General features: G+C 45.0%; 30 protein-coding genes. 24 read left to right on the top strand and 6 right to left on the bottom strand.

Annotated features, from left to right (window positions below; all coding sequences use genetic code 11):
- Window positions 1-7: 7 nt before the first annotated feature.
- The 11 genes from NCI00_RS00620 (at window position 8) to NCI00_RS00570 (ending at window position 8,838) form a co-directional block, all read left to right on the top strand.
- A complete protein-coding gene (locus tag NCI00_RS00620) occupies window positions 8-619 on the top strand; it encodes a fumarylacetoacetate hydrolase family protein (protein ID WP_253523918.1) in 612 nt (203 codons plus the stop codon).
- A gap of 86 nt (window positions 620-705) precedes the next feature.
- Window positions 706-2,712, top strand: a complete 2,007-nt coding sequence (locus NCI00_RS00615; RefSeq protein ID WP_253523915.1) for a M23 family metallopeptidase — start codon at window positions 706-708, stop codon at window positions 2,710-2,712.
- A complete protein-coding gene (gene bcp, locus NCI00_RS00610) occupies window positions 2,645-3,094 on the top strand; it encodes a thioredoxin-dependent thiol peroxidase (protein WP_253523912.1) in 450 nt (149 codons plus the stop codon). Before NCI00_RS00615 ends, bcp begins: the two co-directional genes overlap by 68 nt.
- An 89-nt stretch (window positions 3,095-3,183) precedes the next feature.
- On the top strand, window positions 3,184-4,041 hold the full coding sequence (locus NCI00_RS00605; protein WP_114066382.1) for a transketolase: 858 nt from the start codon (window positions 3,184-3,186) through the stop codon (window positions 4,039-4,041).
- 12 nt (window positions 4,042-4,053) lie between these two features.
- Window positions 4,054-4,644 carry a Uma2 family endonuclease gene (locus tag NCI00_RS00600; protein WP_253523908.1) on the top strand — a complete coding sequence of 197 codons (591 nt, stop codon included), beginning with the start codon at window positions 4,054-4,056 and terminating at the stop codon, window positions 4,642-4,644.
- A gap of 16 nt (window positions 4,645-4,660) precedes the next feature.
- A complete protein-coding gene (locus NCI00_RS00595; RefSeq protein ID WP_253523905.1) occupies window positions 4,661-5,647 on the top strand; it encodes an AAA family ATPase in 987 nt (328 codons plus the stop codon).
- Window positions 5,641-6,207 carry a DUF4276 family protein gene (locus tag NCI00_RS00590; RefSeq protein ID WP_253523902.1) on the top strand — a complete coding sequence of 189 codons (567 nt, stop codon included), beginning with the start codon at window positions 5,641-5,643 and terminating at the stop codon, window positions 6,205-6,207. The genes NCI00_RS00595 and NCI00_RS00590 overlap by 7 nt, the downstream gene beginning before the upstream one ends.
- A gap of 27 nt (window positions 6,208-6,234) precedes the next feature.
- A complete protein-coding gene (locus NCI00_RS00585; RefSeq protein WP_114066378.1) occupies window positions 6,235-7,191 on the top strand; it encodes a transketolase family protein in 957 nt (318 codons plus the stop codon).
- 78 nt (window positions 7,192-7,269) lie between these two features.
- Window positions 7,270-7,827, top strand: a complete 558-nt coding sequence (locus NCI00_RS00580; RefSeq protein WP_166559487.1) for an RNA polymerase sigma factor — start codon at window positions 7,270-7,272, stop codon at window positions 7,825-7,827.
- A gap of 113 nt (window positions 7,828-7,940) precedes the next feature.
- Window positions 7,941-8,378: a hypothetical protein gene (locus NCI00_RS00575; protein WP_253523900.1), complete on the top strand. Its 438-nt coding sequence runs from the start codon at window positions 7,941-7,943 to the stop codon at window positions 8,376-8,378.
- A 34-nt stretch (window positions 8,379-8,412) separates the two neighbouring features.
- Complete coding sequence (locus NCI00_RS00570; protein WP_253523898.1) at window positions 8,413-8,838, top strand: Spy/CpxP family protein refolding chaperone; 426 nt, start codon at window positions 8,413-8,415, stop codon at window positions 8,836-8,838.
- Between the two features lie 76 nt (window positions 8,839-8,914).
- Here the strand turns inward: NCI00_RS00570 and NCI00_RS00565 are convergent, their stop codons facing one another.
- Window positions 8,915-9,265 (bottom strand): LytR/AlgR family response regulator transcription factor, encoded by a 351-nt coding sequence (locus NCI00_RS00565; protein WP_253523896.1) that lies wholly within the window; start codon window positions 9,263-9,265, stop codon window positions 8,915-8,917.
- Between the two features lie 121 nt (window positions 9,266-9,386).
- On the opposite strand from NCI00_RS00565, the gene NCI00_RS00560 reads away from it, so the two are divergent.
- The 3 genes from NCI00_RS00560 to NCI00_RS00550 all read left to right on the top strand — a co-directional run bounded on the left by NCI00_RS00560 (window position 9,387) and on the right by NCI00_RS00550 (window position 11,750).
- Window positions 9,387-9,911 (top strand): 3'-5' exonuclease, encoded by a 525-nt coding sequence (locus NCI00_RS00560; protein ID WP_253523894.1) that lies wholly within the window; start codon window positions 9,387-9,389, stop codon window positions 9,909-9,911.
- An 89-nt stretch (window positions 9,912-10,000) separates the two neighbouring features.
- On the top strand, window positions 10,001-10,555 hold the full coding sequence (locus NCI00_RS00555) for a TetR/AcrR family transcriptional regulator (RefSeq protein ID WP_253523892.1): 555 nt from the start codon (window positions 10,001-10,003) through the stop codon (window positions 10,553-10,555).
- 106 nt (window positions 10,556-10,661) lie between these two features.
- The gene (locus NCI00_RS00550; protein WP_253523890.1) at window positions 10,662-11,750 is read left to right on the top strand and encodes an MBL fold metallo-hydrolase; all 1,089 of its coding nucleotides are present in this window, start codon (window positions 10,662-10,664) and stop codon (window positions 11,748-11,750) included.
- Between the two features lie 43 nt (window positions 11,751-11,793).
- Here the strand turns inward: NCI00_RS00550 and NCI00_RS00545 are convergent, their stop codons facing one another.
- From NCI00_RS00545 to NCI00_RS00530, 4 genes are all read right to left on the bottom strand, one after another.
- Window positions 11,794-12,057 (bottom strand): NifU family protein, encoded by a 264-nt coding sequence (locus NCI00_RS00545; RefSeq protein ID WP_114461513.1) that lies wholly within the window; start codon window positions 12,055-12,057, stop codon window positions 11,794-11,796.
- 36 nt (window positions 12,058-12,093) lie between these two features.
- The gene (locus NCI00_RS00540) at window positions 12,094-13,200 is read right to left on the bottom strand and encodes an Mrp/NBP35 family ATP-binding protein (RefSeq protein WP_253523888.1); all 1,107 of its coding nucleotides are present in this window, start codon (window positions 13,198-13,200) and stop codon (window positions 12,094-12,096) included.
- Window positions 13,201-13,404: 204 nt separating this feature from the next.
- On the bottom strand, window positions 13,405-14,841 hold the full coding sequence (locus NCI00_RS00535; RefSeq protein WP_253523886.1) for a PQQ-dependent sugar dehydrogenase: 1,437 nt from the start codon (window positions 14,839-14,841) through the stop codon (window positions 13,405-13,407).
- Window positions 14,842-14,992: 151 nt separating this feature from the next.
- Entirely contained in the window at window positions 14,993-16,321 is a 1,329-nt protein-coding gene (locus NCI00_RS00530) for a spinster family MFS transporter (protein ID WP_253523884.1), read from the bottom strand.
- 361 nt (window positions 16,322-16,682) lie between these two features.
- On the opposite strand from NCI00_RS00530, the gene NCI00_RS00525 reads away from it, so the two are divergent.
- From NCI00_RS00525 to NCI00_RS00495, 7 genes are all read left to right on the top strand, one after another.
- The gene (locus tag NCI00_RS00525; RefSeq protein WP_166559498.1) at window positions 16,683-16,895 is read left to right on the top strand and encodes a hypothetical protein; all 213 of its coding nucleotides are present in this window, start codon (window positions 16,683-16,685) and stop codon (window positions 16,893-16,895) included.
- Between the two features lie 123 nt (window positions 16,896-17,018).
- The gene (locus tag NCI00_RS00520; RefSeq protein ID WP_253523882.1) at window positions 17,019-18,089 is read left to right on the top strand and encodes a sensor histidine kinase; all 1,071 of its coding nucleotides are present in this window, start codon (window positions 17,019-17,021) and stop codon (window positions 18,087-18,089) included.
- 57 nt (window positions 18,090-18,146) lie between these two features.
- A complete protein-coding gene (locus NCI00_RS00515; RefSeq protein ID WP_253525987.1) occupies window positions 18,147-18,926 on the top strand; it encodes a LytR/AlgR family response regulator transcription factor in 780 nt (259 codons plus the stop codon).
- Between the two features lie 168 nt (window positions 18,927-19,094).
- On the top strand, window positions 19,095-20,324 hold the full coding sequence (locus NCI00_RS00510) for a hypothetical protein (protein ID WP_253523880.1): 1,230 nt from the start codon (window positions 19,095-19,097) through the stop codon (window positions 20,322-20,324).
- Window positions 20,325-20,421: 97 nt separating this feature from the next.
- Window positions 20,422-22,086, top strand: a complete 1,665-nt coding sequence (locus tag NCI00_RS00505) for a DUF8832 domain-containing protein (protein ID WP_253523877.1) — start codon at window positions 20,422-20,424, stop codon at window positions 22,084-22,086.
- 78 nt (window positions 22,087-22,164) lie between these two features.
- A complete protein-coding gene (locus NCI00_RS00500; protein ID WP_253523875.1) occupies window positions 22,165-23,595 on the top strand; it encodes an MBL fold metallo-hydrolase in 1,431 nt (476 codons plus the stop codon).
- A gap of 23 nt (window positions 23,596-23,618) precedes the next feature.
- Window positions 23,619-24,083 (top strand): hypothetical protein, encoded by a 465-nt coding sequence (locus NCI00_RS00495; RefSeq protein WP_253523873.1) that lies wholly within the window; start codon window positions 23,619-23,621, stop codon window positions 24,081-24,083.
- Between the two features lie 28 nt (window positions 24,084-24,111).
- On the opposite strand, the gene NCI00_RS00490 is transcribed toward NCI00_RS00495, so the two are convergent.
- Window positions 24,112-24,624 (bottom strand): hypothetical protein, encoded by a 513-nt coding sequence (locus tag NCI00_RS00490; protein WP_253523869.1) that lies wholly within the window; start codon window positions 24,622-24,624, stop codon window positions 24,112-24,114.
- A 118-nt stretch (window positions 24,625-24,742) separates the two neighbouring features.
- On the opposite strand from NCI00_RS00490, the gene NCI00_RS00485 reads away from it, so the two are divergent.
- Genes NCI00_RS00485 through NCI00_RS29360 form a run of 3 tightly spaced genes read left to right on the top strand, consistent with a single transcriptional unit; the run spans window position 24,743 to window position 26,721 of the window.
- The gene (locus NCI00_RS00485) at window positions 24,743-25,114 is read left to right on the top strand and encodes a BlaI/MecI/CopY family transcriptional regulator (RefSeq protein WP_253523866.1); all 372 of its coding nucleotides are present in this window, start codon (window positions 24,743-24,745) and stop codon (window positions 25,112-25,114) included.
- Entirely contained in the window at window positions 25,111-26,565 is a 1,455-nt protein-coding gene (locus tag NCI00_RS00480; protein WP_253523864.1) for a M56 family metallopeptidase, read from the top strand. Before NCI00_RS00485 ends, NCI00_RS00480 begins: the two co-directional genes overlap by 4 nt.
- Window positions 26,566-26,592: 27 nt before the next feature.
- Entirely contained in the window at window positions 26,593-26,721 is a 129-nt protein-coding gene (locus NCI00_RS29360; RefSeq protein ID WP_256498176.1) for a hypothetical protein, read from the top strand.
- Window positions 26,722-26,737: the final 16 nt, after the last annotated feature.

Here is a 26,737-nt window from a genome sequence, read left to right as displayed (position 1 = left end):
CCTTATCATGAAAATCATTTGTATTGGCCGAAATTACGTTGATCACATTCACGAACTTCAAAACGCCGTTCCAGAAGACCCCGTTATTTTTCAAAAGCCCGACACGGCGCTACTCAAAGACAATGCGCCATTTTATTATCCCGATTTTACCCAGGACCTTCATCATGAAGTAGAAATCGTGGTGAAAATCAGTAAGATGGGTAAAAATATTGACGAAAAATTTGCCCACAAATACTACGAAGAAGTCGGCATCGGTATTGATTTTACCGCCCGCGATTTGCAATCCAAACTGAAGTCAAAAGGCCTGCCGTGGGAGTTAGCCAAAGCATTTGATGGCTCTGCGCCCGTTTCGTCGTTTGTTCCTAAATCGCAATTTGCTGATTTACAAGACCTTAATTTTCATTTGGATGTCAACGGTGAAACCCGCCAACAGGGCAATACCTCGTTGATGTTGTTTAAAATTGACTATATTATTTCGTTTATTTCTCGCTACTTTACCCTAAAAACGGGCGACTTGCTCTTTACGGGCACTCCAAAAGGCGTTAGTGCGGTCAAAGTAGGGGATACGCTGACGGCTTATGTTGAAGGTAATAAAATGCTTGAGTTTGAGGTAAAATAAAAATGACAGGAGGACGTGAAATGGACTGATTTGTGCATCTGCGAGCCTTGTGTGTGATTTTGTGATAAAAAAATGATGCTAGCAGCATGACTAAAGGACGATTTATATACTTTTTTTGCTTTTTTCTCGGCATTCTTCAATCGGTTGTGGCCCAACGGGAATCCTTTCCGAAAGGGTATTTTCAGTTTCCGATTCATCCCGGTCAGAAAAACACTTTGGCGGGGGTTTTGGGAGATTTGCGAACCAATCATTTTCACGCAGGGATTGATATTCGTACCCAACAACGGGAAGGATTGCAGGTCTTGGCGGCGGCCGAAGGGTATATTTCTCGCATTAAAGTGCAAACGTCGGGTTATGGAAACGTGATTTTTATCAAACACCCCAACGGCATGACGACGGTGTATGGGCATTTGCTTTCGTTTGCGGAGCCGATGGGGAGTTATTTACGCCAAAAACAGTACGAACGTAAATCGTTTGAAATAGAACTGAACCTCTCGCCCGACCAGTTTCCGGTGAGCAAAGGGCAACTGATTGGCCTTTCGGGAAACACGGGCGGCTCGGCGGGGCCGCATTTGCATTTTGAGATTCGGGACTCCAAAGACAATTATCTCAATCCTTTGTTCTTTGATTTTGCCGAAATTGAAGACAATACGCCGCCTTATTTTACGTCAATGGCCATCCGCCCCATGTCGCTACTTAGTCGCGTCAACGGGGAGTTTGAAAGAATTACTTTTCGGCCAGTGCGTCAAAAAGAAGGCTTTTATTCCGTGGCGCAGCCCATCAAAGCTTGGGGGGAAATCGGTCTTGAACTGATTGCTTTTGATGCCATGACGGGGGTGAATTTCAGAAATGGCGTGAATTGCGTTGAAATTAAGCTCGACGGGCAGGAAGTATTTGCTTACAACATGACTTCGTTTCCTTCGTGGTCTACCCGCGATTACAACAACCTTATCGACTACGCCACCGAACAAAAAACGGGCGCTCGCTACCTGAAATGCTATAATCCAGACGGCAATCAATTCAATGTGCACAAAACCGACGGCTATCGCGGAAAATTGCAAATAAGGGACACGCTCATGCACGATGTGGAGGTGACGCTCTTTGATTCTTACGAAAATTCGGCGGTGTTGCGACTGAAAATAAAGGGCGAAGCACCTGAGGAACTATTGCCTCTCTTGGAGGAGCCTGAAGCATTGCCGACGGTGGCCTATCTTAAAACCGATGCGGTAGAAAATGTGCTCAAAATCACCGCATTCGGGCTTTCTCAGTTGACGCAGGCCGATATTTACGTAAAAAATAAAAGTATAAAATTGGCGCCGGCCTATCAGAGCAGCGGTGAAACGGTCTATTTACTCGATTTGCGCGACTACTTGCCCGATTCGATTCAAATCGGTAACAAACAGCTCAAAACAAGCTTTCGAGAAAGGATTCGCCCCAATATCATTGAGACCTACAACGGCGACCGCTACACGTTGCGCTTTGGCAATCAAAGCATTTTTGATACGCTTTATCTGGCCGTGCAGTCGCGCGCGAATGGACTTGTCATAAATGAAGAAAATATCCCGCTTCGGGATGCTATTGGGGTTAATTTTCGACCTGATGTAATGCCCGCAAATCCTGACAAAACGCATGCTTATCGTTTTGACGGTGAACGACTGCGTTTTGTGGGCGGAAAATGGCAAGGTGAAATGCTGGAATTTGCCACCCGCGAGTTAGGCGATTTTTCCATCGCTACCGACGAAACCCCTCCGTCCGTAAAGTTGATTCAATCTTCCAAAAAAAGCATTTCGGCGCGTATTTCCGACGGAATGTCGGGAATCGGCTCGTTCAATGCGTTTGTGAATGGAGAGTGGGTTTTGATGAATTATGACTACAAACGCAACTATATTTGGTCCGATAAACTGGTTGACACCCTTGATTTTGAGGGGGAATTACGGCTCGAAGTGACCGACCGCGCAGGAAATATCGCTATCTTGCAGGCCGAAATCAAAGAACCTGTTGTCAAACCCGCTACCCGTAAAAAACATGGCACTGCAAGTAGGCGAAAAAGCTCCCCTGTTCGAAGCAAAGGATCAAAACGGAAACGTCGTTAAACTGACTGATTTTCAGGGCAAAAAAATTGTCCTCTATTTTTATCCCAAAGATGATACTCCCGGCTGTACTGCCCAAGCGTGTAGCCTGCGCGATAGCTACGATGCCATGCTGGCTAGAGGCTATGTAGTGCTCGGCGTTAGTGTCGATAACGAAAAATCGCATAAGAAATTTGCTGAAAAATATCAGCTTCCCTTTCCTCTATTGGCCGATACCGAGCACCACATCGTGGAAGCCTACGGTGTTTGGGCCGAAAAATCTATGTACGGCAAAACTTATATGGGCACCGTACGTACTACTTTTATTATTGACGAAAATGGTGTAATTCAGGAGATTATCTCTAAAATAGATACCAAAAATCATGCGGAGCAGGTGCTTTCGTAAATTAAGTTTTCGTTAGTTTGTGCTAAAAGTGTCATTCTGACATTTATATTTGTAACAATTTAAAAACTACGCATATTTCCATTATCCAAATGACTGAACTTCAAAGCATTGCTTCGCAGGTAAGACGCGATATTTTACGCATGGTCCACGGCTGTCAATCAGGTCACCCGGGCGGGTCGCTAGGTTGCACCGATTTGTTGGTTGCATTGTACTTTCAACAAATGAAAATCAACAACCGCAAAGGTAAAGGCGGTTATTTGTCATTCAATTTGGATGGCAAAGGAGAGGATTTGTTCTTTTTATCAAATGGCCACATTTCGCCGGTATTTTATAGCGTATTGGCGCGTCGCGGGTACTTTGATGTCAAAGAATTGGCTACCTTCCGTAAGATAAACACCCGTTTGCAAGGTCACCCCACCACCCACGAAGGACTTCCAGGTATTCGCATTGCATCGGGCTCTTTGGGCCAAGGGCTTTCGGTAGCGATTGGGGCGGCGTTGGCGAAAAAACTCAACGGCGAAAAAAACATTGTGTATTGCCTCATGGGCGATGGCGAGCAGCAAGAAGGCCAAGTGTGGGAAGCCGTACAGTTTGCGCCCAACAACAACGTTGATAACCTTGTTGCGTTTGTGGACGTAAATGGTCAGCAGATTGACGGTTCGACTAATAAGGTAAATAACAACCGCGATTTAGGTGCTAAATACAAAGCTTTCGGCTGGCGTGTAGTGACCGTAGACGGCAACAACATGGACGAACTGACAACCCTGTTGCGCAAAATCAAGCGCCTTGTGGGTAAAGGTCAGCCCATCGCCGTGATGATGAAAACCGAAATGGGCCAAGGCGTAGACTTTATGATGCACAGCCACAAATGGCACGGTGTAGCGCCCAACGACGCCCAATTGGAGCAAGCTTTGGCGCAATTGCCCGAGACGCTGGGAGATTATTAAATAATCAGAAGGATGGTAACAAGTCTTGACCAACTGGATTTATCAAAGCAATACAGCTACGCAGACTATCTTAAATGGAAGTTTGAAGAGCGTGTAGAGCTGATAAAAGGGCGCATTTTTAAAATGTCGCCTGCTCCAGCGCGCAAACATCAGCACATATCCATGACAATGATTAGCATGATGTTTTCGTATTTTAAAGAGCACGAATGCCAGATGTATCATGCGCCGTTTGATGTGCGTTTGGCGCGTAAATCTGACAATACCGATAAACAGGTATATACAGTGGTGCAGCCTGACCTTTGTGTGATTTGCGATAAATCTAAGTTGGATAAGCGAGGCTGCGTTGGTGCGCCTGATTTGATTATTGAGATTCTCTCGCCCGGCAATAGTAAGAAGGAAATGAAAGATAAGTTTGAGGTGTATGAAGAAGCTGGGGTGCGCGAGTATTGGATCGTACAATCGACCGATAAGAATGTACTGGTTTACACGCTCAACGAACAAGGCGTTTTTATCGGACATCGGCCTTTCATTGAAGACGAAATTATGCATTCATTCATTTTTCCTGAACTGAAAATCAATTTGTTAGAAGTCTTTAAAGATTAACGGGCCTCTGTTGCCAATGAAACTCCAAAAACTCCATATCAAAAATTTCAAGTCCATTGTAGATTTGGAAATCGTCGAACCCAACCCGTTTACGGTCTTTGTCGGCCCCAACGGGTCGGGTAAGTCGAATATTTTTGAGGCATTGGAGTTCTGGAGTTTTCATTTATTAAGCCCTTACGTTAAGGAAATGGTGCCTCTTTTTAGGGGGGCTGAATCAATTATTAATCGTCTAAAAGGGGATTTGGAGACTGAATTAAGAATTGATTTGATCAATTTCCCTAACACTATCAATAAAGTAGGATTTGATATTCAAAATGGGCATCATAAGTTTAGGACTTTGCATTTAGAAGGAATACCAATTGAAGAAACATCGTTACGAGAATTTTATAAAAACTACTCTAGAATTTTTATTAAAAATAAAGAAGTGGAGAAGATTGAGCTAAGAGACAATACTAAACTTTCCCTTTCCGCTTCCAACCTCGAAAAGGTCTTAAAACGCATTCTCCAAGACGAAATCAAACGCGAAGAAATCAAAGAGTGGCTTGATTTATTTATTCCCGGTTTTGAAAATATTGAAATCGTTTCTAGTGAATTGAGTGGTACAGATACCTTGGTGATGTACGAAAAAGGAATTAAAAAGCCTTTCACCAAAGATTTACTTTCCGACGGTACTTACAACATCCTAGCGCTTTTAACCGCCGTTTATCAATCGGATGAGCCGCAGTTTTTGTGCATTGAAGAGCCGGAGAACGGATTGCATCCCAAAGTGATAAAAGAGTTGGTTCATTTCTTTCGGGATGCCTGCCAAGAAAAAGGGCATTATATCTGGCTCAATACGCATTCGCAAACATTGGTTGCTCAGTTACAGCCCGAAGAAATTATTCTTGTCAATAAAAAGCAGGGAGAAACAATAACCAAACAACTAAAAAACCACAATTTACATGGTTTACGCATGGACGAGGCGTGGTTGACGGCAGCTTTAGGAGGAGGCTTACCGTGGTAAAAGTTGGGTTTATCGTAGAAGGTGAAACCGAGAAGCTGATCATTGATTCTGACGGTTTTCAAAAATTGTTAGTTGAATTGAATTTAGAATGTGTCAGCGAAGCTATTGATGCTGGAGGAAATGGAAATTTATTGCCTCATAACATCATCCCGTTCAGAGAAACCTTAAAAGATTTAGGAGCAGAATACATTATAATTCTTACCGACAAAGACGATGCCGTTTGTATTACGCAGACGCGTCAACGAATAACCGAGCAGGAAAACCAAATTATCATTGTAGCAGTGCATCAAATTGAATCTTGGTTTTTGGCAGATACAGAGACATTATCGCTTTGCACAAAAAGTAATTGTTATTTTGAACAACCTGAACGAGAAATTGTCCCTTTTGAAACATTGGGAGCTTTGATGATAGAAAAAACGAAACGTGGTATCGGCAATAGAAAAACACGATTTGCGCTGAACTATTTGCGGAATGGTTTCTCCCTCCAACGCGCTGCGCAGCATCCCAATTGCCCCAGTGCCGCTTACTTTTTGAATAAACTTTCAGTACTTAATACCTAATACTAATTACGCAATACAACACAAAGAATGAAAAAATATACGTTCACCGAAAAGAAAGATACCCGCAGCGGATTCGGCGCGGGAATGCAGGTTTTAGGCCAAACCAACCCCAACGTCGTGGCAATGTGTGCCGACTTGGTGGGCTCTTTAAAACTCGACGCGTTTATCAAAGAAAACCCAGAGCGCTTTATCCAGTGTGGGATTTCGGAAGCCAACATGATTGGGATGGCCGCGGGTCTGACCATCGGCGGAAAGATTCCGTTTGCCACTACGTTCGCCAATTTTGGTTCGGGACGGGTCTACGATCAAATCCGTCAGAGTGTAGCCTATTCTGACAAAAACGTCAAAATCGCGGTATCACACGCGGGCCTGACGCTGGGAGAAGATGGGGCCACACACCAGATTTTGGAAGACCTTGCCATGATGCGCGCTCTGCCTGGAATGACCGTTATCAATCCCTGCGATTATAACCAAACCAAAGCGGCGACCATCGCCGTGGCAGAATACGAAGGTCCCGTTTATCTGCGTTTTGGTCGCCCAGTGATTCCAGTATTTACGGATGCTGATCAAAAATTTGAAATCGGCAAAGCGTGGATGGTCAACGAAGGTACCGATGTAAGTATCTTTGCCACAGGTCATTTGGTGTGGGAAGCCATCCAAGCGGGCGAAATGCTCGAAGCAGAAGGCATCAATGCCGAAATTATCAACATTCACACGATTAAACCTTTGGACGAAAAAGCCATCTTAAAATCGGTGAAGAAAACGGGTTGTTTGGTGTCGGCCGAAGAGCATCAGGTAGCGGGAGGATTGGGAAGTGCCATCGCTGAGTTGTTGATTCAGGGTACGCCTTATCCGCAGGAATTTATCGCCGTAAAAGACAGCTTCGGAGAAAGCGGGACGCCAGCGCAACTCATGGAAAAATATGGCCTCACCGCCAACGATATTGTAGCAGCCGCCAAACGGGCGATTGCCAGAAAAAAGTAAGAAGAAGCCAGGAGTGAGAACAAAAAAATCACTCCTGACTCCTGACCGCACGCGCGGCACCGTCCTCACTCCTGAAAGATGACCGATCAAGCCATTCTTGAAAAATTTGCCAATCCCGAAAGCCGCAATTTTGCTTTCAATCAGTTGGTGCGAAAGTACCAGCAAAAAATTTATTGGCACATTCGCAAGATGGTCATTGACCACGACGATGCCGATGATTTGACACAAGAAACTTTCATTAAAGCGTGGCAGGCATTAGAAACATTTCGGGGAGATGCGCAGCTTTTTACGTGGCTGTACCGCATTGCTACCAACGAATGTTTGAATTTTTTGAATAAAAAACGTCGCCGATTTTTTATTCCCATTCACGATGTAGAAGGCGAGTTATTAGAAAAACTGGAAGCCGCTGCGGGCGAATCTGACTCGCCGCTTTCGGGAGACGAAATTCAGTTGAAGCTGCAAAAAGCGCTGCTGACCTTGCCCGACAAACAGCGGTTGGTGTTCAACATGAAATATTTTGATGACCTTAAATACGAAGATATTGCCGACATCACTGGCACCTCGGTAGGGGCATTAAAGGCAAGCTATCACCATGCAGTGACAAAAATTGAAAAGTTTTTAAACGGAGAAGATTAAACTTTAGTATAAAAGCTTTGTCAAAAGATAAATACGTTTTCTCCACGGCTTCATTTTGCGCGATTGAAAACGATTCACTACTTCATCCACAGCATCGCAGAACCTGAGAAAAAATGAAACGGATAAAACTAGACGACCTCGAACGTAAGCTTCCTTTTCGGGAACCGGAAGGGTATTTTGAAAAACTACCTTCGACGGTACAAAGCCGCATTTACGAACAAATAGCCGAGAAAGAAACCTCTTTTACGGTCAGTTGGTCGTGGAAACGAACTGCTTTGCTTGGGGCGGCGGCGAGTGTGGTTGGCGTGTTACTTTGGGTGACGTATCCGCAAAAACAACTTTCGCTGGGCGAAGAAACCCTGAGCCAAGTGTCAGATGCTGAGATTATTACGTATCTAAAAGACAATCACATTACCCAGCAAGAAATGGTGGTAGAGCCTCAGGTAAATGAGACTTATGCCGGAGAAGATGTTTTGTTGCAACAGCTCAATGTCAATGACGAAGACCTCCGCAAAGCCATTCAGGAAGAAGACTTAGAGGAAGCAATTTAGTGTATCAATCCGTTATTTGAAACTTATTCTAGTGATGAAAAAAATCGTATTTGTATTTATTTGCACCCTATTGGTTAGTGCCTCTTACGCGCAAGACGGAGGACATCAGAAAATCGAAAATGCCAAAATTGGCCTGATTACCAACCGCTTGAACCTTACCCCAGAACAGTCGCAGCAGTTTTGGCCTGTCTATAATGAGTTTGACGACAGAAAAAAAGAGATTCGTAAGCAAATGAGAAAGCTCATCGTTGAAACCAACACACTCACAACACCCGACGAAAAAATTCTGGCTAATCTCAAAGAAACGCTCAATCTCCAGCAAAAAGAAGTGGATTTGGAGCGTGAGTACATGACTAAATTCCTTAAAGTGGTTAATGTTAGGCAGTTGGCAGAGCTGTATAAAGCCGAGCAGATGTTTACGCAAATGCTCATCCAGCGCCTAAACAGGAAGCAACAATAGAAATTTTTTGAAGATAGCCTTCATCTAGGGTTTTATTAGAGGCAATGCTTTCGCGTAGAGGGCATTGCCTCTTTGTTTAGGCAACGTCTCGCAGGGCTTCGAGTTGTTTTATTTTTCTTCGTGATACTGGAATCTCATACCCGTCTTTTAGTCGGAAATGTTCACCCAACGAAACGTCTAAGTAGGCAGTATTGATGATACAACCTCGATTGACGCGGAGAAAGTTGGGCGGCAGTAGCTCTTCGTAGAAACCAATGGTTTTTGAAACCAATATTTTTTGACCGTTTCTGAGGACAAACAAGGTGTAATTGCGCTGCCCTTCAAGGCGCATGATGTCGCGTAGTGGAACGAATACTTTGTGGGAGTTTAGCGGCAAACGGAGGCCTTCTAAGCCATTGGGCGTTCGTGCAAGGTGTAGAACTGTCATAACATTAAGGGTTGAATGTGCCCTACAAAAGTGCGATTTGAGAAGGGGTGAAATCAACGGGCGTTTGCCCGTATCCTTTCGGTATTTTTCCCGTATTTTTGTGCCTCATATACGCTCTTTTATGTTTGCCATTGTAGATATTGAAACCACCGGCGGCGCGTACGATACGAGCCGAATTACCGAAATTGCCATTTTGCGTCACGATGGCCAGCAGGTTATCGACTCTTATCAAAGCCTCATCAATCCCAAGTGCTGGATTCCGGGATTTATTACCCAACTGACGGGGATTGATAATCAGATGGTCAAAGACGCGCCAACATTTGAAGAAATTGCGGATGATGTGCGCCGATTGACCCAAAATGCCGCTTTTGTGGCGCATAATGTCACCTTCGATTATGGATTTGTAAAGCGCGAATTTGGGCGTATAGATGAATATTTTGACCGTGATACGCTGTGTACCGTTCGGCTAAGTCGTAAGATTTTTCCGGGCTACAAATCGTATAGTTTGGGTAATATTTGCCGAGATTTACAAATCCAGCACACCAATCATCACCGTGCCATGGGCGATGCCGCCGCTACAACACGCCTGTTTGAGCTGCTTCTCCAACATGACCACCAGGGACTATTGAAAGGCTGGGTGTCGTAAATAAATTGTGGTATTCTTAACTAAATTTTAAACATCGGGAACCCCCGAAGGCTAATTTCAGTTTAGTAAGTGATTACTCACTTTTAGTTATGACCGAAAAAAAGGAACTGATTCTAGAAACAGCGCTAAAACTTTTTGCAGAACATGGATTTGATACGACTCCCACGAGTCAGATTGCCAAGGAAGCGGGGGTTTCAGAAGGATTGATTTTCCGTCATTTTACCAATAAGGAAGGATTAATGGATGCTATCTTGGCCATGAGTGAAGAGCGAATGGCTCGGCACGTCAAATCCATTGTTGCATTGGCGGAGCCTTTGGCCAAGATTCACGCCACGATAGAACTGCCCGTGAAGCTATTTAGCGAAGAACGCGAGTTTTGGAAACTACAGTTTTCGCTCAAATGGCAGAAAAAATACCGAGGGCAGTCGTACCGTCCGAGTGGTTATTATCTTGAGTTGGTGGAGGTCATCACCGACGCATTTCGCCAACTGGGCTACGCCCAACCCGAAAAAGAAGTTTTGTTGCTGGTTATGCTCATCGACGGCTTGAGTAATCAGTTGATGCAGCAACCTTCTGAGGCATTTATTGAGCAAACGCTCTCATTTCTGAAATCTAAGTATCAACAGAATAAACTGAAAAGTTAAGGAATTAAATTTTTTAAACGCACAATTTGTGTGGTCATACAGTAAGTAAGCACTCACTTATTAATTGTCAATGTAGCAACCCATGTTTCGCAAATTAAAAAAAACAATGTTGATTTTATTCATTCTCATTGCGGTCATTGCCCTGAGTGGGTACGTGTACATGCAGCAGCCACAATTCGGAAAAAATCCTGCCGAACTCCGCCTCGAACGTATTCGTACTTCGCCACATTACAAAAACGGAGCCTTTCAAAATGAGCACTTTACCCCCGATTTAGCCGAAGGCGTTACTTATTTTGACATCTTAAAACTGTATATTCCGAAGGTTGAAAACAAAGAGCCGAGCAAAACACTGCCTTCGGTCAAGACCGATTTAAAGAACATTTCGTCTGATAAACCCGTAGTGGTTTGGTTTGGACATTCTTCCTATTTTATGTATATCGACGGAAAAAATATACTGGTAGATCCCGTTTTTAGCGGAAATGCCTCGCCAGTTTCTTTTTTTGGGGCTAATTACAACGGAAGTAATGTGTATTCAATTGATGATTTTCCTGAACTCGACCTGCTGATTATTACGCACGACCATTACGACCATTTGGATTATGAAACGGTCAAAAAACTACAACCCAAGGTAAAGCGTGTCATTACGTCTTTGGGGGTAGGGTCGCATTTGGCGCATTGGGGCTATGATGAGTCTCAGATTACAGAATTGGATTGGTGGGAAAAGACAGCACTCGACAGTACGTTTGACATTACTGCCGCACCGGCCCGACATTTTTCAGGGCGTGGTTTTAAGCGGATGCAGACGTTTTGGTCGTCGTTTATTCTAAAAACACCGCAGCACAGCATCTACGTTGGCGGGGATTCGGGATATGATACGCACTTTAAAGAAATTGGAGAAAAGTACGGCCCGTTCGACTTGGCTATTTTGGAATGTGGGCAATACAACGACTATTGGAAGTACATTCACCTGATGCCCGAAGAAACGGCCCAAGCGGCGGTTGAGCTGCGAGCCAAATTACTTTTGCCCGTTCATTGGAGCAAATTTACGCTGGCGTTGCATCCGTGGAATGAATCCATCGAACGCGTGACGAAAAAAGCAAAAGCCTTGAATCAGCCCATTACAACGCCTATGATTGGCGAAAAAGTGGAAGTAGGGGGCGGTGAGTATCCCGTCAAAGAGTGGTGGAATTACTAAATCATGAAGGGTTCAAAAAACGTTTTTTGAACCCTTCATGATTTTAATAAGCAGGAGTGAGATTGATGGCCTCTACTTTTTTGATTTCAGGAACGGATTTTAAAATCGCCTCCTCAAGGCCTGCCTTGAAGGTCATGGTTGACATGGGACATGAGCTGCATGAACCAACAAGTTCGAGTCGAACCGTCATGTCGTCGGTAATCTCTTTCACCGCTACGTTGCCGCCGTCAGCTTCCAGATAAGGGCGGATGCTGTTGAGCGCCATTTCGACGCGAGCTTTAAGTGAATCAGCTTGAAGTGTTTCCATTTTTTATAAAATAATGCGCTAAGATGCTATTTTCAGTTATACTCTAATCTCTACCTGCTTGGTTTTGGCCAAGGTAGCGTTGCGAATGGCTACTTGTTGCGCGAGGTTTTCGGCCGCTTCCTGAAAAGCTTCTTTGGTGATGAGGTCATCGCTCAAATATGCTGGACGACCTTCGTCGCCGCCTTCGCGAATTCCCTGCACCAACGGGATGTGTCCTAATACCTGAACGTCAAATTTGTCGGCCAATTGCTGCCCGCCGTCTTTCCCAAAAAGATAATACTTATTGTTGGGCAATTCGGCAGGGGTAAAGTAGGACATATTTTCCACAATTCCCAAGACTGGCACGTTGATTTGCGGCTGGCGAAACATGGCCAAGCCTTTGATCGCGTCGGCTAAAGCCACCTTTTGAGGCGTAGTCACAATAACCGCTCCCGTAACGGGCAATGCCTGCACAAGTGTCAGGTGAATATCGCTGGTGCCCGGAGGCAAGTCAATGAGCAGGTAATCCAGTTCGCCCCATTCTACATCGCCAATCAATTGGCGTAATGCCGTACTGGCCATGGGGCCGCGCCATACGGTGGCACTGTCGGCGGGCACCAAAAAGCCCATCGAAATCAACTTAATGCCCCATTGTTGGATAGGAACCATCATGTTGCGACCGTCGCGCTGCACGATTCGGGGCTGCATGTCTTCGGCTCCAAACATAACGGGCATGGATGGCCCGTAAATGTCAGCGTCAAGAATTCCGACTTTGGCCCCTGAGCGAGAGAGCGCCATGGCCAAGTTGGCCGTAACGGTCGATTTTCCGACGCCTCCTTTTCCCGAGGCTACCGCAATGATGTTTTTTACCTGTGGCACCACTGGCCCGCCCGTGCGCGTGGTTGTAACGTCGGCGGTAAGTTTTATATCTACCCGGATATGCTCACCGAAAAATTTGTGAATGGCATCCGTACATTCTTTCCGAATGAGTTCTTTGAGTGGACACGCGGGCGTGGTAAGCACCACGGTAAAGCTGATGAGGTCAATGCCTGTTTCAACATCGCGAATCATGCCGAGAGTCACGAGGTCTTTCTTGAGGTCAGGTTCCTGAACGGTACTAAGGGCCTGAAGTATCTTTTCTTTATTGATGGTTAAGTCGCCCATGGGGGAATGTAATCCGTTATTAGTTAAATGGTTTACTGATTGATTAATAAAAACTCAGTTAACGCTTTTCGTTGTACGTAAATAGAACCGTAAAATTAAAAGGAAAGTTTGCCAAAATCCTATTTGTACCTTTAAAAGACGGTTTTTAGACCAATTAAAAAGGCCGGGGTGGCCCGACCTCTTTGATTGGATTACGCAATTTTCTTATTTCACCGGAACGGGTACTAGCCGGAACACATATCCAGGGTCTTCGACCGACACGTATATGTAGCCGTCATTGCCCATTTGTACGTTTCGCAAACGCCCCAGATTTTGAAGTAGAATCTCCTCTTTAACGATTTTGCCATTTTGTACTTTACAACGGTTGAGGTACTTAAAGCGCAACGAACCTACGAGCAAATCCCCTTTCCAAGCGGGGTAGCGGTTGCCCGTTACGAAGGTCATACCGCTGGGGCCGATTGAAGGAATCCAGTAGTGATTGGGTTGTGCCATGCCTTGTTTGGCCGTGTTTGGGGTTAGAACGGTTCCGTCATAATTGATTCCGTAGGAAATCACTGGCCAGCCATAATTGGTTTCTTTTTTGATGATATTTACTTCATCACCGCCGCGTGGGCCGTGTTCGTGTTCCCACAGTTCGCCCGTTGTTGGATTGAGAGCGGTGCCTTGTGGGTTGCGGTGACCGTACGAAAACACCGAGCCGTGGGCTTTGTCTTTTTTGACAAATGGATTATCGGCGGGGATGCTGCCGTCGTCGTTGAGGCGGTGGATTTTTCCGCAGTCATTTTCTACCGATTGAGGTAGTAGTGGGACGTGCTGCCCACGGTCGCCGACCGAAACATATAAAAATCCACTTCTGTCAAATTCGAGCCGGGAGCCGTAGTGGTGGCGGGTTTTGAGATAAGGTAGTGCTTCAAAGATGATTTTTTGGTCCGACAGCGATGTGCCTTCCAACTTGGCTCGCATCACAGCCGTCGTCGAAAGTTTGTCGTTTCCTTCGGTTTTGAAGGCAGAATACGAAAAATAAATAAAGCCGTTTTGGGCGAATTTGGGGTGCAGCTCTACGTCGAGCAGTCCGCCCTGTCCTTCGGCCAATACCGCAGGGCCGCCCGTCACTTTGGTTTTCTGTTGGTTTTTGCCCACGCGATAAATCTCTCCCGTGCGGTCGGTCACGATTAAATCTCCGTCGGGCAAAAATACCATGCCCCAAGGGCTGCTCAATCCACTGGCTACCGTGTCTAATTTTACGGTAAGTTCAGCCGAAGCAAACACGTTGGATTTAGGTTTGGCAGCAAAACTGTATTTGCTGCCCTTCTCAATGCCTTCCAAAATATAATCCGCCAATTCTTCAATTTCTTTGGGTTTGAGTGCCGCACCCCACGACGGCATTCCGTTGTCGGGATACCCCCCTGTGATGCTTTTTATCAAATCAGGCTTGGTTTTGCCGTGTTTCCATTGGCGGTCTACAAACATTTCCACTTTTTCGCCATGACAGCTCGAACAGAAGTTTTTGTAGTTATTCTGCGCGGTTTCGAATGCGGGCAAGGTGGAACTGGTGACCGATACGGGCATAGGTTCGGTCGCAGTTTGACGAATGAGCAGGAGCATTGTCGCTGCCGAAGCAATGGCTATGTATTTTATCATTTTGTCGCTTTAGTTATTGATTAATAATAAAAGCGAGGAGAGTGTTTTTTTTACCGAAAAACCAATACAATACCCACGAAGCTATTGGGTTTCTGAATAGCTTTAGCAAACAGGTAGTTGCGTTTTGTGGCTAAAATTGTGGCTTCCCTTACTAATTGACTGCCAGTCGAGCATTTTCGGTACTACGAACGAACGGCTTTAAGCCTCGGTAAAGGAGCAGACACGAAACCCCGCATCCTAGCAGTACCGTACAAGCCAATGAGAGGTGAACCTGATTGGGGTCGCCAAATATTTTATCATTGATGAAACCGACCGCCAAAGGCCCGCCGCCTAACCCGACAATGTTGACCACAAACAGGAAAAAAGCGGAAAAGGTAGCCCGCATCGGGGCAGGAACCATTTCCTGAAGAGCGGCCGTAGCAGCACCGTAAGGAAGAGCCGTGAAAAAGCAAATCAGTGCCAATAAAACCACAAACACGGGCAGAGGAGCCGAGGTGAATGCCATCATTGCCAAAATAGTGACGGCCAGCAAAGTGCCGATGAGCATTCCTTGGTAGCCAACCCGCATTTTGGCGTCGGGGTAGCCGTCTTTGGTCAGTTTGTCGGCGTAGCGACCGCCCAAATAAACACCAGCCGTTGAAAAAATCGTGATAATTGCACCTAACAATATTCCTGCTTGAGCTTCGGCCAAGCCATATTTGCGCACAAAAAGGGTAGGGGTCCAGGAGGTAGTGGCGTAAGAACTGAACGCCATGAAGGCAATCCCGAAAAAGAGTGACAACAATGAAAAACGATTGGCGCTGAAATAGGCTCGGATTTCTGACATCTCAACTTTTGCCTTCGAGGTTTGCTGGCGTACGGGTTCTTTGACCGTAAAGGCAATCAGCAACACAATCAAAAGCCCCGGTGCGCCAACGATTAGAAAGACCGTCTGCCACGGGTATATTTCTCCGAAAAACGGTACTTGCCACATACCCTCCACGCTGATAAGTTTGAGAATGAGGGCCACTAACAAGATTGAAAGCCCAGAGCCAACGTATACACCTAAGTTGTAAATACCCATGGCGGTGCCTAGTTTATGGCGCGGAAACAAATCGGTAATCATCGAATAAGCAGCGGGCGACAAAGCGGCTTCGCCGATTCCTACCCCCACGCGTGCCAGAAAAAGCTGGCTGTAGGTGTCTGTCACGCCGCAAATGGCGGTCATTAAACTCCACAAAACAATTCCCCACAAGATGATGCTTTTGCGGCTGCGTCGGTCGGCCAAGCGGCCAATCGGAATGCCAAGAAATGTATAAAAAATGGCAAAACTGAACCCAATCAAAAGCCCTATCTGCGTATCGGTAACTCCAAAATCCCGTTTGAGGGGTTTGACCAGCAAAGTGAGCACCTGACGGTCAATAAACGAAGAAATATAGGCAAGCATAAGCACCGCTACGACGTACCATGCATAGCGGAGAGAGGGAGTTTGGGCAGTCATGAAGCAAAGGGTTTAAGGTGTATAGTCAAAAGTAGGGGATATGTACTATTGAAATGTCTAATTTTATATAAAAATTCTACTATTTGTTTTCTAGGGGCTTAAAAAGCAAATTGCTTTGTAAGTTTTGCAACGGTGCTGATACTCACGAAATTGAAAAAGCAGGTCTTGCCCTTCCAAAAAAGTACCGCGTTTATCCAATCCACGTGTCTAAATTTGTAGGGGTTGAAATTGAGGCGGTAAGGGAGTATAGAAATTTTGGGCGATGATAATTAATTTATTGATAAATCAGGGCAATAATGTAATTTTGAGCGTTTTATGAGCGTTGATACATCATATTCCTGAACTCACAAACGATATAGCCATGTTAAAAAATAGACTTTACTTAAAAAACCTCCTGTTTTTCAGCGTCCTGGTTGCCATCGGTGGTTGTAGCCTGAGTTCAGAATCTCTGTCGCTCAAGGCGGCTTTTGGTCATTCTTCCGTCAAATCGTCGGCTACTAAATGTGAGGATGGAGAGCTGGTATGCTGCAAAAAAATCAACGAGCGCGGCAGCAGAACCCGTCCCGTTATTTAACCTTTGAATTTTAAATTACGACGGTTCAGCCTCTATTTTAGGGCTTTCGTTCGCCAGCAACCTCCGATTTGTTAATTATAGGTTTAAGTTTGTAATTAACTGAATGAATTTTTTGGCACTGCGATGAAAGTCACCCTCAACGATAAACGCTTGCTTTTCCTTGGCCCAATTGTTCTTTGGGCTGTTGCAACCGTTTTCTTTAATTTACCTACCCTCTGCAATGATACCTTCACGGCGGCCAAATTTCTCATTGCAGGATTGGCCTCGGTCTATTTTTCGTGGCTTGTGGGGCGTTGGATGATTATTGAGGTGCGTCGTCGTAATCCAGGCCTTGAAAATGTTCGCCAACGGCTCATTGCGTTGGGGTTGCTCAGTGTTCCAGTGGTGGTGGTGTTGGTGGCCCAACGGTTGATTCTCTTCGATTATTTTGTTTACAGCGATAAGCCCAAATTTGACTGGTTTTATCCCGAAACGCTCTTTATGCTTGGGCTGAATCTATTTTATCTGGCCATCATTTTTGCCGTTTACGAAAGTCGTTATTTTTTTCGGCAATGGTTAATCAGTAAACGCCAAACGGAAGAACTTAGCCGTGCCAACCTTGAAATGCAGCTGGATTCGTTGAAAAACCAAGTACAACCGCATTTTTTATTCAATAGCCTCAACACGCTTCAGGCATTGGTAAAATCCAACGAAAACAAAACGGCTGTGCGGTTTATTGGGGATTTGTCGCAGGTGTATCGGTATCTCTTGCAAAGCAATGAGCAACAGCTGATTTCTCTCGAAAAAGAACTGGAATTTACCCACGCCTATTTTGGGCTGCTGAAAACCCGGTTTGAAGACGGCATTGCCTTGGAAGTAAACGTTGACCCCGCGTACCGCCACGCCCAAATTCCGCCTTTGACGCTTCAATTGTTGGTCGAAAATGCCGTTAAACACAATATGGTTTCCATTGCCAAACCATTGCATATCAAGATTTTTACCAATAATTCGGGAGAGCTTATTGTGCAAAATAACCTTCAGTGTAAGCCCAATAACGGGATGCCTTCGAGCAAAAAAGGACTGATGAATATTGCTTCAAAATACGCCTTGCTCCGACAGCCACACGTGCAGATTTATGAAAAAGAAGAGGTTTTTGAGGTGAGAGTGCCGCTTATCGGCGAATTGAGCGCCACCGAAAAAACGGTTAAAGCATAGGATAGCCCTTCGGAAACGGAAAAGTAACAATCAAGGATTGATTTAAGACAATAGATGATGAAAGTAGTCATTATTGAAGATGAAGCGCTGGCTGCTCGGCAATTGAAAGCGATGGTGCAGGAGTGCGATGAAAACATTGAGGTAATCACGATGCTCGACAGCGTAGAGTCGTCGATTCAGTGGCTGCGAGACAACGAGCGCCCTGATTTGTTGTTGATGGACATTGAATTGTGCGACGGGCAAAGTTTTGAAATATTCAGTCAAGTGGAAGTGAAAAGCCCCGTTATCTTCACGACTGCCTATAACGAATACGCCATTCAGGCTTTCAAGGTCAATAGCATAGATTATCTGCTTAAACCCATTGATGAAGAAGCCCTAAAACGAAGCCTTTATAAATTTCAGGAACTGAAAAAATTGTACGGAACAACGGCCGAAAACCACTTGGACGTCAATGAACTGGTACATCTTATCAAACAAACAAAAGTATCGCCTTCGGACTACCGGGAGCGTTTTTTGTTGAAACAGGGCTCAAGGCTGGTGCCTGTTTCAGTCGATGACATTGCGTATTTTTACAGTCAGGAGCGATTGAGTTTTGTAAAGACCTGGGACGAACGTTCGTACGTGGTGGATTATACCCTTGACGAACTTGAATGCATTTTGAATCCGAAGCAGTTTTTTCGGGCCAATCGGCAGATTATTCTTTGCCCGAAATCCGTGGATAAAATCCATTTGCACTTCAACAGTCGGCTCAAATTGGATTTACGGCCGTGTACCGAAGAAGAGGTGTTTATCAGCCGAGATAAAGCGGGAGAATTTCGAAATTGGATGGGGGAATAAGGCTTTTGGATTGTCATTGGTTTTTAGTACTTTTAATAGCCCATTCAGCACGTTTTGGCGTAGAGAATAAGCACTATTTTTGTCTTTTTAGAAAGAAAGAATGGTTTGATTTTCTGTGCCGCCTGTGTTCCTCCTCAATAAACCTATTAACCTTAATTCGGATTCGTTATGGCAAGCCCGCTTTCGCCCGCTATTGAAAAGTCATCTGACTATCAGCGCGTTTCGTCGACTGATTTTCTTTTAGGCATTCCTCCGTATTTATATGCGGTTGTATTTTCATCTTTTTGCGTTATTGTAGGTCTTATTTGGGACATTTGTTGGCACCTCAGCATTGGTCGCGATGGCCTTTTTTCACCGCCTCACGTCATTATATACGTGGGAGCGATTGTTTCTGGGCTTTTTTCGGGCTATCAAGTGCTGTATACTACGTTCAAAGGTTCGGTAGTGGAGAAAGCGCAAAGTGTAAAGGTTTGGGGCTTTTTCTATAGTTCGTTAGGGGCCTTATTCTGCATTTGGGGCGCGTTGATGATGCTCACATCGGCTCCGTTTGATGATTGGTGGCATGGCACGTACGGACTCGATGTGCAGATACTTTCTCCGCCGCATACCGTTTTGGCGTTGGGAATCATCGGTGTGCAGTTTGGAGCAATTGTGAGTGTTTTGGCCGTAAAAAATCAAATGACGGGCGCTCAGCCTACAAATACAGACTTTACCAAACGACGTTTCCGTCGACTCAATATGCTTTTTGCGTTGTCGGCGGGTTTTTTGGTTACGATGTGGTTTACCCTTCTTTCTGAAGAAATAGGAAAATGGGAAATGCACAATTCGAGTTTTTATAAAGTATCGGCCATGGCGTTTCCGTTGGTGCTGTTGGCTTTTGGAAGAGGGGCGGGTGGACGCTGGACCATCACTTCGGTTACGGGCGTTTATACAGCCGTGATGTGCCTTACGCTATGGATTATTCCTTTGTTTCCTGCTGAACCTAAGTTGGGGCCCATCTGGAATCACATTGACCATTATCAAGGGTTTGCTTTTCCTTTGTTATTGATTGTGCCCGCTTTGGCGATGGACTGGATTCTGAACCGTTATACTTACATCAACGATTGGGTGATGGCGGCCATCATGAGCGTGGTTTTTGTGGTAATTACGCTCATTGTGCAATGGCCCTTTGGGTCGTTTTTGCAGGAGTCGCCTTATGCTCGCAACTGGTTTTTTGGTAGTCATTATTATTATTTCGGCAATGATCCCGATTGGGAATACCGCTACAAATATGCGCCTTGGGTGTTACAGAATGCCACTGATTTCAGCATTGGAATCGCTTATGCGCTTGGGTTTGGCTACATTTCTTCCCGAATAGGATTGGCATGGGGTAAGTGGATGCGAAAAATTCAACGATGAAACGCGCAAAACCACCTTGCCAATGAACTATCAATGCATCTAAAGAGGGCGAGATAATTCTTGCGTCCCCTTTTTTTTATTCCTAAAATTCCTGAACATGCGTCTTCTGAAAGCCTTTTCCTTTTTCGTTGTTTTTTCTTTTTGTCTTTTATATTCGATTGCTTCCATGGCGCACGTGGGCAGTGCTGGCGTGCTGTTTCAGGGGCAGGCGGGTGCTTATCGCGTGTTGGTCAGTTTGCAACCACCCGATGTCATTCCGGGTACGGCGCAGGTGACGGTCTATGTGGAAAGCGGAAACGTAACCGGTGTACTGGCGCGGCCCATTTATTTTCGTACGGGTGACAAAGGTGCTCCGTCTTCTGATGTTATCAGCCCCGTGCCAAATCAAGCGGGACAGTTTCAGGGAATCGTGTGGCTCATGGCGGGTGGTGCCTCCAGTGTGCAGATTACGCTGGATGGCGACGATGGCAAAAAAGAATTGATTGTTCCGATTGTGGCGGTTTCGACGGCCCAACGTGACATGCCCGCAGGTTTGGGCGTACTGCTGAGTATTTTGGGGTTGTTATTGGTCGTGATTTTAATTACCGCCATCGGCGCCAGTGCCAGCGACGGTTTGCTCAGAAAAGGAGCCAGTCTTACCCCAAAACAGCGTCGTTCGCGCTGGGTTTCGATGGGGGTGGCGGCAGTGGCCTGTACTGGGATACTCTACATCGGGAGTAGTTGGTGGAATAGCTGGGCGGATGATTATAAAAGGTACATGTATAAGCCTATTTTGGGAAGTGCCAAGATTATTAACCAAAACAATGAGCGCGTTTTTCAACTGACAGTAGATACCAATTCTATCAATAAAAGCTCACAACGCCGTACGGTGATGAGCTTTCTCATCCCTGACCACGGCAAATTGATGCACTTGTTTTTGGTACGCCAAAATACGCTGGATGCCTTTGCGCATCTTCACCCTGAGCGTCGTGATACGACCACCTTTGAGGCGTATTTACCCAAATTGCCCGCTGGAAGGTACTTGGTTTATGCCGACGTAGTGCAGCGCTCAGGCTTTGCCGAAACCATTACGGATACCATTGATATTCCCGAAATATACGGTAATGCAGCATTGAAAACCGACCCCGAAGATACATACGTGGTGACCGACCCGCTCAACAATCCCAAGCAAATCCCCGTTGATGAAAATGTGGTTATTTGCGGAAAGCCGGGCACCAAAACCAAACTGAAAGATGGCACCTCCATCGTGTGGGAAGGCAAACCAGAAGTTTCGTTTGAGGCAGGGAAACCTTATCAACTGGCTTTTGAAGTCTTCGGTCCCGACGGAAAACCTGCGGTATTGGAGCCGTATCTGGGCATGAATGGCCACGCTGCCATTGTGCGCTCCGATGGCTCGGTCTACATTCACTTACATCCTGTAGGCACGTATTCGATGGCGGCGCAGCAAATCATGCAAAACCGTATTGCCGATACCACCAAAATTTTTCGGTATTCCAGCGATGCCAAAGCCTTTCGGGATAGCATTGACCGCTACATTGCAGGCCTGAAACTGCTGGCCCCTGCTGAGCGTGACAGGCTGTTGATGGCAAGCATGAGCGGCATGAGCGCGCACGATATGGAAGGTATGAAACATGAAAACCGAATTGTGTTTCCGTACGCATTCCCGAAAGCAGGGCAGTACCGGATTTTTCTGCAAATCAAACGAAATGGTCAGGTGTTGACGGGGATTTTTGATGCTAACGTAAAAGAGGCTTCAATGTGATTTTGGGGGCGACGCGGAACTAAGCCCTTTTAAATTTGATTCATTGAGTAGTGAAAATGGGATGTAATTCATACGAAGATGAAAATCGAACAAATTTATACCGGTTGTCTGGCGCAGGGAGCGTATTATATTGAAAGTGAAGGCGAAGTGGCGGTCATTGACCCACTCCGCGAAGTAACGCCCTACATCGAACGTGCCGCCCGCGACGGAGCCAAAATTAAGTATGTTTTTGAAACCCACTTTCACGCTGATTTTGTGTCGGGCCACTTGGATTTATCCAAAAAAACGGGTGCTCCGATTGTCTATGGGCCCAATGCCAAAACGGGTTTTGAGGCGCACATTGCCACGGACGGAGAACTTTTTTCGGTAGGAAAAATCACCTTGAAAGCCATTCATACGCCGGGGCATACCTTGGAGTCAACCTGCTACTTATTGTTGGATGAAAATGGGCAAGAAAAAGCGCTTTTTAGCGGCGATACCCTCTTTATTGGCGATGTGGGGAGGCCTGATTTGGCCCAAAAATCAGACCTGACCATGGACGACTTGGCGGGTTTTTTGTATGATTCTCTCCGTAACAAAATCATGACTTTGCCCAACGAAGTCATCGTTTACCCCGCCCACGGAGCTGGCTCTGCCTGCGGCAAAAATATGAGCAAAGAAACCACTGACACGCTCGGTAACCAGAAAATGTTCAATTATGCCCTCCGTGCCGATATGACTAAAGCGGAGTTTATCAAGGAAGTAACCGCTGGATTGGCGAAGCCGCCGCAGTACTTCCCTCAGAATGTTCAGATGAACAAAGAAGGCTACGAAAGCATAGATACCGTGATGAAACGCGCGGCGCACGCCTTGTCGCCGTCGGCTTTTGAGGCCGCCGCCAACGAAACGGGCGCTGTGGTATTGGACACCCGCGGCGCACAGCTTTTCAGCAAAGGCTTTATTCCTAATTCTATCAACATCGGTCTGGGCGGCCAATTTGCCCCGTGGGTAGGCGCGTTGATTCCCGACGTAAAGCAAGAATTATTGTTGGTCACCGAGAAAGGAAAAGCGCAGGAATCCATTCTGCGTTTGGCGCGGGTGGGCTACGATAATGTGATTGGCTACTTAGACGGCGGCTTTGACGCTTGGCGCGAAAGCGGAAATGAAGTGGATGAAATCAGCTCAATTTCGGCCGATGAATTGGCCAGTCGCCTTGAAAAAGACAAAAATTTGCCCATCATCGACGTTCGTAAACCCGGTGAGTTTTCGGCCGAGCACGTAGATGGCGCTAAAAATTTTCCGTTGGATAATATCAACGATTTGATGGCCGAGTTTCCCAAAAAAGAAACGATGTATATCCACTGCGCAGGGGGCTATCGCTCCATGATGGCCGCTTCGATTCTCAAATCCCGGGGCTACGACAATCTTGTAGACATTGACGGCGGCTTTGCCGCCATTCAAAAGTCGGGCCGTATCACCACCACCGATTTTGTGTGCCCTTCGACGTTGAAAAAATCAGGGGATGACTAAAAACAATACTGAGATACACGTAAATGGAAGGTCTACCCAAAGAACAAAAGTGGAACTTTGAAGCAGCAATGTTTTTCGGGATTTGGGGGTATGTGTTAATAGCACTACCTTTTCTTTTTATGAGTATAATAAAATCTCGTGAGAAGAAAGAAATCTTTCATAATCAGACTTTTGAAATAGCAACGATTGATGGTGTTGAAGAAAAATATCACACCAAAACGGGGACGCTGTATTTGAGGTTTCATTACCACTATCAACATAAAAATAGGCTATTCAGAGAAGATATTGATTACAAATACAAGCGTTATTTTGTAGAATTTACTGGGCATAAAAGGGAACTGATAAAGCATAAAAAATTTCCTGTCATCCTTTCTTCAAAAGACCCGTCAAAACACCGTGTATTGATTTTCTGGTCTGATTTTTCCAAATATCATCTCCCTTTTCCAGATTCATTGAAGTGGAGCGAAAAGTTGTTTTATAACAAGTGAAGCGCGTTTCCTATGGCTTAAACAATAATTACTTCAGCGTAAATACGCCTTTTATTTTACGGGATTCATTTGTCTTGGTACTATCGGCTGGTAAATCAATGGTGATAATCCATGAATAGTCGGTGGTTTTTTTTCCTGTAATACTGCCCGAACGAATAGGATAAGCATATGGGCCAAAGAAACTGCTCGTTACTCCGCTTATAGCGTGAATATTTTCCAAATCCTGCGCAGAAGAATAGCTGAATTCAGAAAGTAAAGGGTCCACTTCGAAAGCAATGAAAGGGTGTCCGCAATCATTGCATTGGCTCAAATCCATGAACTGATTTGTATAAACTGCTACGTGTTTATTGGCGCTTTCTTGGAAGCTGAACTGACTCAAGCGGGAATTGCTATAAGTAACTAATTTGATGGAGCGTTTATTCAACATTTCATACGTTTCTTTGGGCCAAATATCCTTCTTTTTGCAGCCTGCCACAATCAAAGTGGCCAATAGGACGAAAAAAGACAATTTTATGACTTTGCTGTTTGCAAAATTGTTCATGGCTACGCTGTTTTATTCAATCAAAAATAGAAAATAATCTCAAAATATCTACCCGGAAATTTGCTTTGAATTTTTTATATTCTACATTTGTAGAACAAAGTATCAAATTGTAGAGCATATGCAACTTTCTAAATCTGAAGAACAATTAATGGAGGTAATCTGGCAGCAGGGAACGGTCTTTATGAAAGACCTAATTGATGCCTCGCCCGACCCTAAACCCGCCTCCACTACCGTGGCTACGTTGCTCAAACGGATGCAGGAAAAAGGTTTTGTTGGGTATACTCTTTTCGGAAATTCGCGGCAGTATTATGCCTTGGTTTCCAAAGAGGATTATTTTTCTAAACACGTTCGCGGCATCATTAAAAATTTCTTCGGGAATTCGGTAGCGCAATTTGCCTCCTTTTTTACAAATACCTCCGACCTCACCAAAGAGGAATTGGAGGACTTGAAACGAGTGATTGACGAACAACTTAAACATAAAAAGCCATGAGCATTTATCTCTTCAAATTTGCCGTCTGCTCGGCATTGTTACTGATTCTGTATCATTTGGTATTGGAAAAAGAAAAAATGCCTGTTTTTAATCGCTTCTACCTGTTATTCAGCCTGTTGTTTTCGGGGTTTATTCCCCTTGTTTCGTACGAATTGCCCGTTGAAACGCTCCCGTCCGTTGTTGAAAAAACGCCAACACTATCGACCGTCATTCAATCCGGGCCACTTACTCCCAATGACCCCGTTTCAATTTCAGCGGTTACAGATACGCTGCCTTTGACGACGTATCTGTGGGGACTTTATGGGGTAATTACCCTTGCCTTTCTGCTTCGTTTTACTAAAAATCTGTATTCTTTTTGGCAAATGATTTTCACCCATCCGACCGTGAAAATGGGTGAAATGAACTTGGTATTGATACCGCAGAATAATACCCCTTACAGTTTCGGTAAGTATGTTTTTGTCAATCGCCGGGCATTTGAAAACGACGAAATAGAAGCCGAAATCCTACAGCATGAACAGGCGCATATCCGTCAGCGTCATACGTTGGATGTCATATTTATAGAAATCTTTCTGGCGTTTTGCTGGTGGAATCCCGCCGTGTGGCTGTATCGTCGGGCGATTAGGCTTAATCACGAATTTTTGGCGGATGATTGGGTGATTAAAACGCACCGAAATCCACCTGCGTATCAGTATTTATTACTTCATAAAATAAGCCTACACAGCGGCGTGACACTGGCGAGCTCTTTCAATTATCTCCTCACCAAAAAACGGTTTAAAATGATGAACAAATTCACTTCAACGAAGCGTGCATACTTGCTTCAAACGACAGCTTTATGCGTTTTTTCAGCGTTGGTCTTTATTTTTAGCGACATCAGCTTTGCACAAACACCGCCCTCTGTTACTCCAAAACCCGCTCAGGAAGCTGAATCCAATAAAGACGGAGTTTCGCAGGCATTGGTGGAGGAATATCAGCAAATTGTTGAAAAATATTTAACAAGAGGGGGGAAAGATGGGAAAGAGATTTATCGTTTAGATAGGCCGTCTGAGCCGGACCGAGCACGTTTGGAGGTAATTTTTAGGGCGATGAGTAAAGAACAGCAGTTAAAACAGAACTGGGCAATGAATCCGCCTTTAAGCCCTTTACCTCGCATTACTCCTACCGAAAGAGAATTTGAAGCTTACAAAGATGCAAAGGTTTATGGGGTATGGATTGACGAAAAAAAAGTCTCTAATACCGCATTGAATAAATACAAAGCGTCAGATTTTTCTCAGGTATTTCTAAGTAAATTGTACAAAAATGCCCAAGCGACCATTGGTTTTAAGTACAAATTTCAACTTGATTTAATGACGAACGATTACTACGAAAAGTATCGTGATAAACGGTTGGCAGATAAAAGATATTGGTTAGGTTCTAATAGGGAGAAATTCCGCCATGAGAATCAAAAAAAGTAGATACGCTATCAAACAAGCAGCCCGAAAATGATGATTTACCATAGCGTCGGCAAGGTTCAAAACCTTGCCGACGTTGATGTTTACAACACGACGTTGACAATTCGTTTTGGCACAACCACCACTTTTTTAGGGGCTTTGCCTTCGAGCCATTTCTGAATGATTTTGTAACGTC

It is taken from the genome of Runella salmonicolor (assembly GCF_024158025.1).
Lineage (GTDB): Bacteria > Bacteroidota > Bacteroidia > Cytophagales > Spirosomataceae > Runella > Runella salmonicolor.
Note: the sequence above shows the minus strand (reverse complement) of the source record. Positions and strands in the feature narration are given on the sequence as shown.

Coding starts and splice junctions, on each gene's coding strand:
- NCI00_RS00620 (WP_253523918.1), top strand. CDS start 8: ATGAAAATCATTTGTATTGGCCGAAATTACGTTGATCACATTCACGAA.
- NCI00_RS00615 (WP_253523915.1), top strand. CDS start 706: ATGACTAAAGGACGATTTATATACTTTTTTTGCTTTTTTCTCGGCATT.
- bcp (WP_253523912.1), top strand. CDS start 2,645: ATGGCACTGCAAGTAGGCGAAAAAGCTCCCCTGTTCGAAGCAAAGGAT.
- NCI00_RS00605 (WP_114066382.1), top strand. CDS start 3,184: ATGACTGAACTTCAAAGCATTGCTTCGCAGGTAAGACGCGATATTTTA.
- NCI00_RS00600 (WP_253523908.1), top strand. CDS start 4,054: ATGGTAACAAGTCTTGACCAACTGGATTTATCAAAGCAATACAGCTAC.
- NCI00_RS00595 (WP_253523905.1), top strand. CDS start 4,661: ATGAAACTCCAAAAACTCCATATCAAAAATTTCAAGTCCATTGTAGAT.
- NCI00_RS00585 (WP_114066378.1), top strand. CDS start 6,235: ATGAAAAAATATACGTTCACCGAAAAGAAAGATACCCGCAGCGGATTC.
- NCI00_RS00580 (WP_166559487.1), top strand. CDS start 7,270: ATGACCGATCAAGCCATTCTTGAAAAATTTGCCAATCCCGAAAGCCGC.
- NCI00_RS00575 (WP_253523900.1), top strand. CDS start 7,941: ATGAAACGGATAAAACTAGACGACCTCGAACGTAAGCTTCCTTTTCGG.
- NCI00_RS00570 (WP_253523898.1), top strand. CDS start 8,413: ATGAAAAAAATCGTATTTGTATTTATTTGCACCCTATTGGTTAGTGCC.
- NCI00_RS00565 (WP_253523896.1), bottom strand. CDS start 9,265: ATGACAGTTCTACACCTTGCACGAACGCCCAATGGCTTAGAAGGCCTC.
- NCI00_RS00560 (WP_253523894.1), top strand. CDS start 9,387: ATGTTTGCCATTGTAGATATTGAAACCACCGGCGGCGCGTACGATACG.
- NCI00_RS00555 (WP_253523892.1), top strand. CDS start 10,001: ATGACCGAAAAAAAGGAACTGATTCTAGAAACAGCGCTAAAACTTTTT.
- NCI00_RS00550 (WP_253523890.1), top strand. CDS start 10,662: ATGTTGATTTTATTCATTCTCATTGCGGTCATTGCCCTGAGTGGGTAC.
- NCI00_RS00545 (WP_114461513.1), bottom strand. CDS start 12,057: ATGGAAACACTTCAAGCTGATTCACTTAAAGCTCGCGTCGAAATGGCG.
- NCI00_RS00540 (WP_253523888.1), bottom strand. CDS start 13,200: ATGGGCGACTTAACCATCAATAAAGAAAAGATACTTCAGGCCCTTAGT.
- NCI00_RS00535 (WP_253523886.1), bottom strand. CDS start 14,841: ATGATAAAATACATAGCCATTGCTTCGGCAGCGACAATGCTCCTGCTC.
- NCI00_RS00530 (WP_253523884.1), bottom strand. CDS start 16,321: ATGACTGCCCAAACTCCCTCTCTCCGCTATGCATGGTACGTCGTAGCG.
- NCI00_RS00525 (WP_166559498.1), top strand. CDS start 16,683: ATGTTAAAAAATAGACTTTACTTAAAAAACCTCCTGTTTTTCAGCGTC.
- NCI00_RS00520 (WP_253523882.1), top strand. CDS start 17,019: ATGAAAGTCACCCTCAACGATAAACGCTTGCTTTTCCTTGGCCCAATT.
- NCI00_RS00515 (WP_253525987.1), top strand. CDS start 18,147: ATGAAAGTAGTCATTATTGAAGATGAAGCGCTGGCTGCTCGGCAATTG.
- NCI00_RS00510 (WP_253523880.1), top strand. CDS start 19,095: ATGGCAAGCCCGCTTTCGCCCGCTATTGAAAAGTCATCTGACTATCAG.
- NCI00_RS00505 (WP_253523877.1), top strand. CDS start 20,422: ATGCGTCTTCTGAAAGCCTTTTCCTTTTTCGTTGTTTTTTCTTTTTGT.
- NCI00_RS00500 (WP_253523875.1), top strand. CDS start 22,165: ATGAAAATCGAACAAATTTATACCGGTTGTCTGGCGCAGGGAGCGTAT.
- NCI00_RS00495 (WP_253523873.1), top strand. CDS start 23,619: ATGGAAGGTCTACCCAAAGAACAAAAGTGGAACTTTGAAGCAGCAATG.
- NCI00_RS00490 (WP_253523869.1), bottom strand. CDS start 24,624: ATGAACAATTTTGCAAACAGCAAAGTCATAAAATTGTCTTTTTTCGTC.
- NCI00_RS00485 (WP_253523866.1), top strand. CDS start 24,743: ATGCAACTTTCTAAATCTGAAGAACAATTAATGGAGGTAATCTGGCAG.
- NCI00_RS00480 (WP_253523864.1), top strand. CDS start 25,111: ATGAGCATTTATCTCTTCAAATTTGCCGTCTGCTCGGCATTGTTACTG.
- NCI00_RS29360 (WP_256498176.1), top strand. CDS start 26,593: ATGATGATTTACCATAGCGTCGGCAAGGTTCAAAACCTTGCCGACGTT.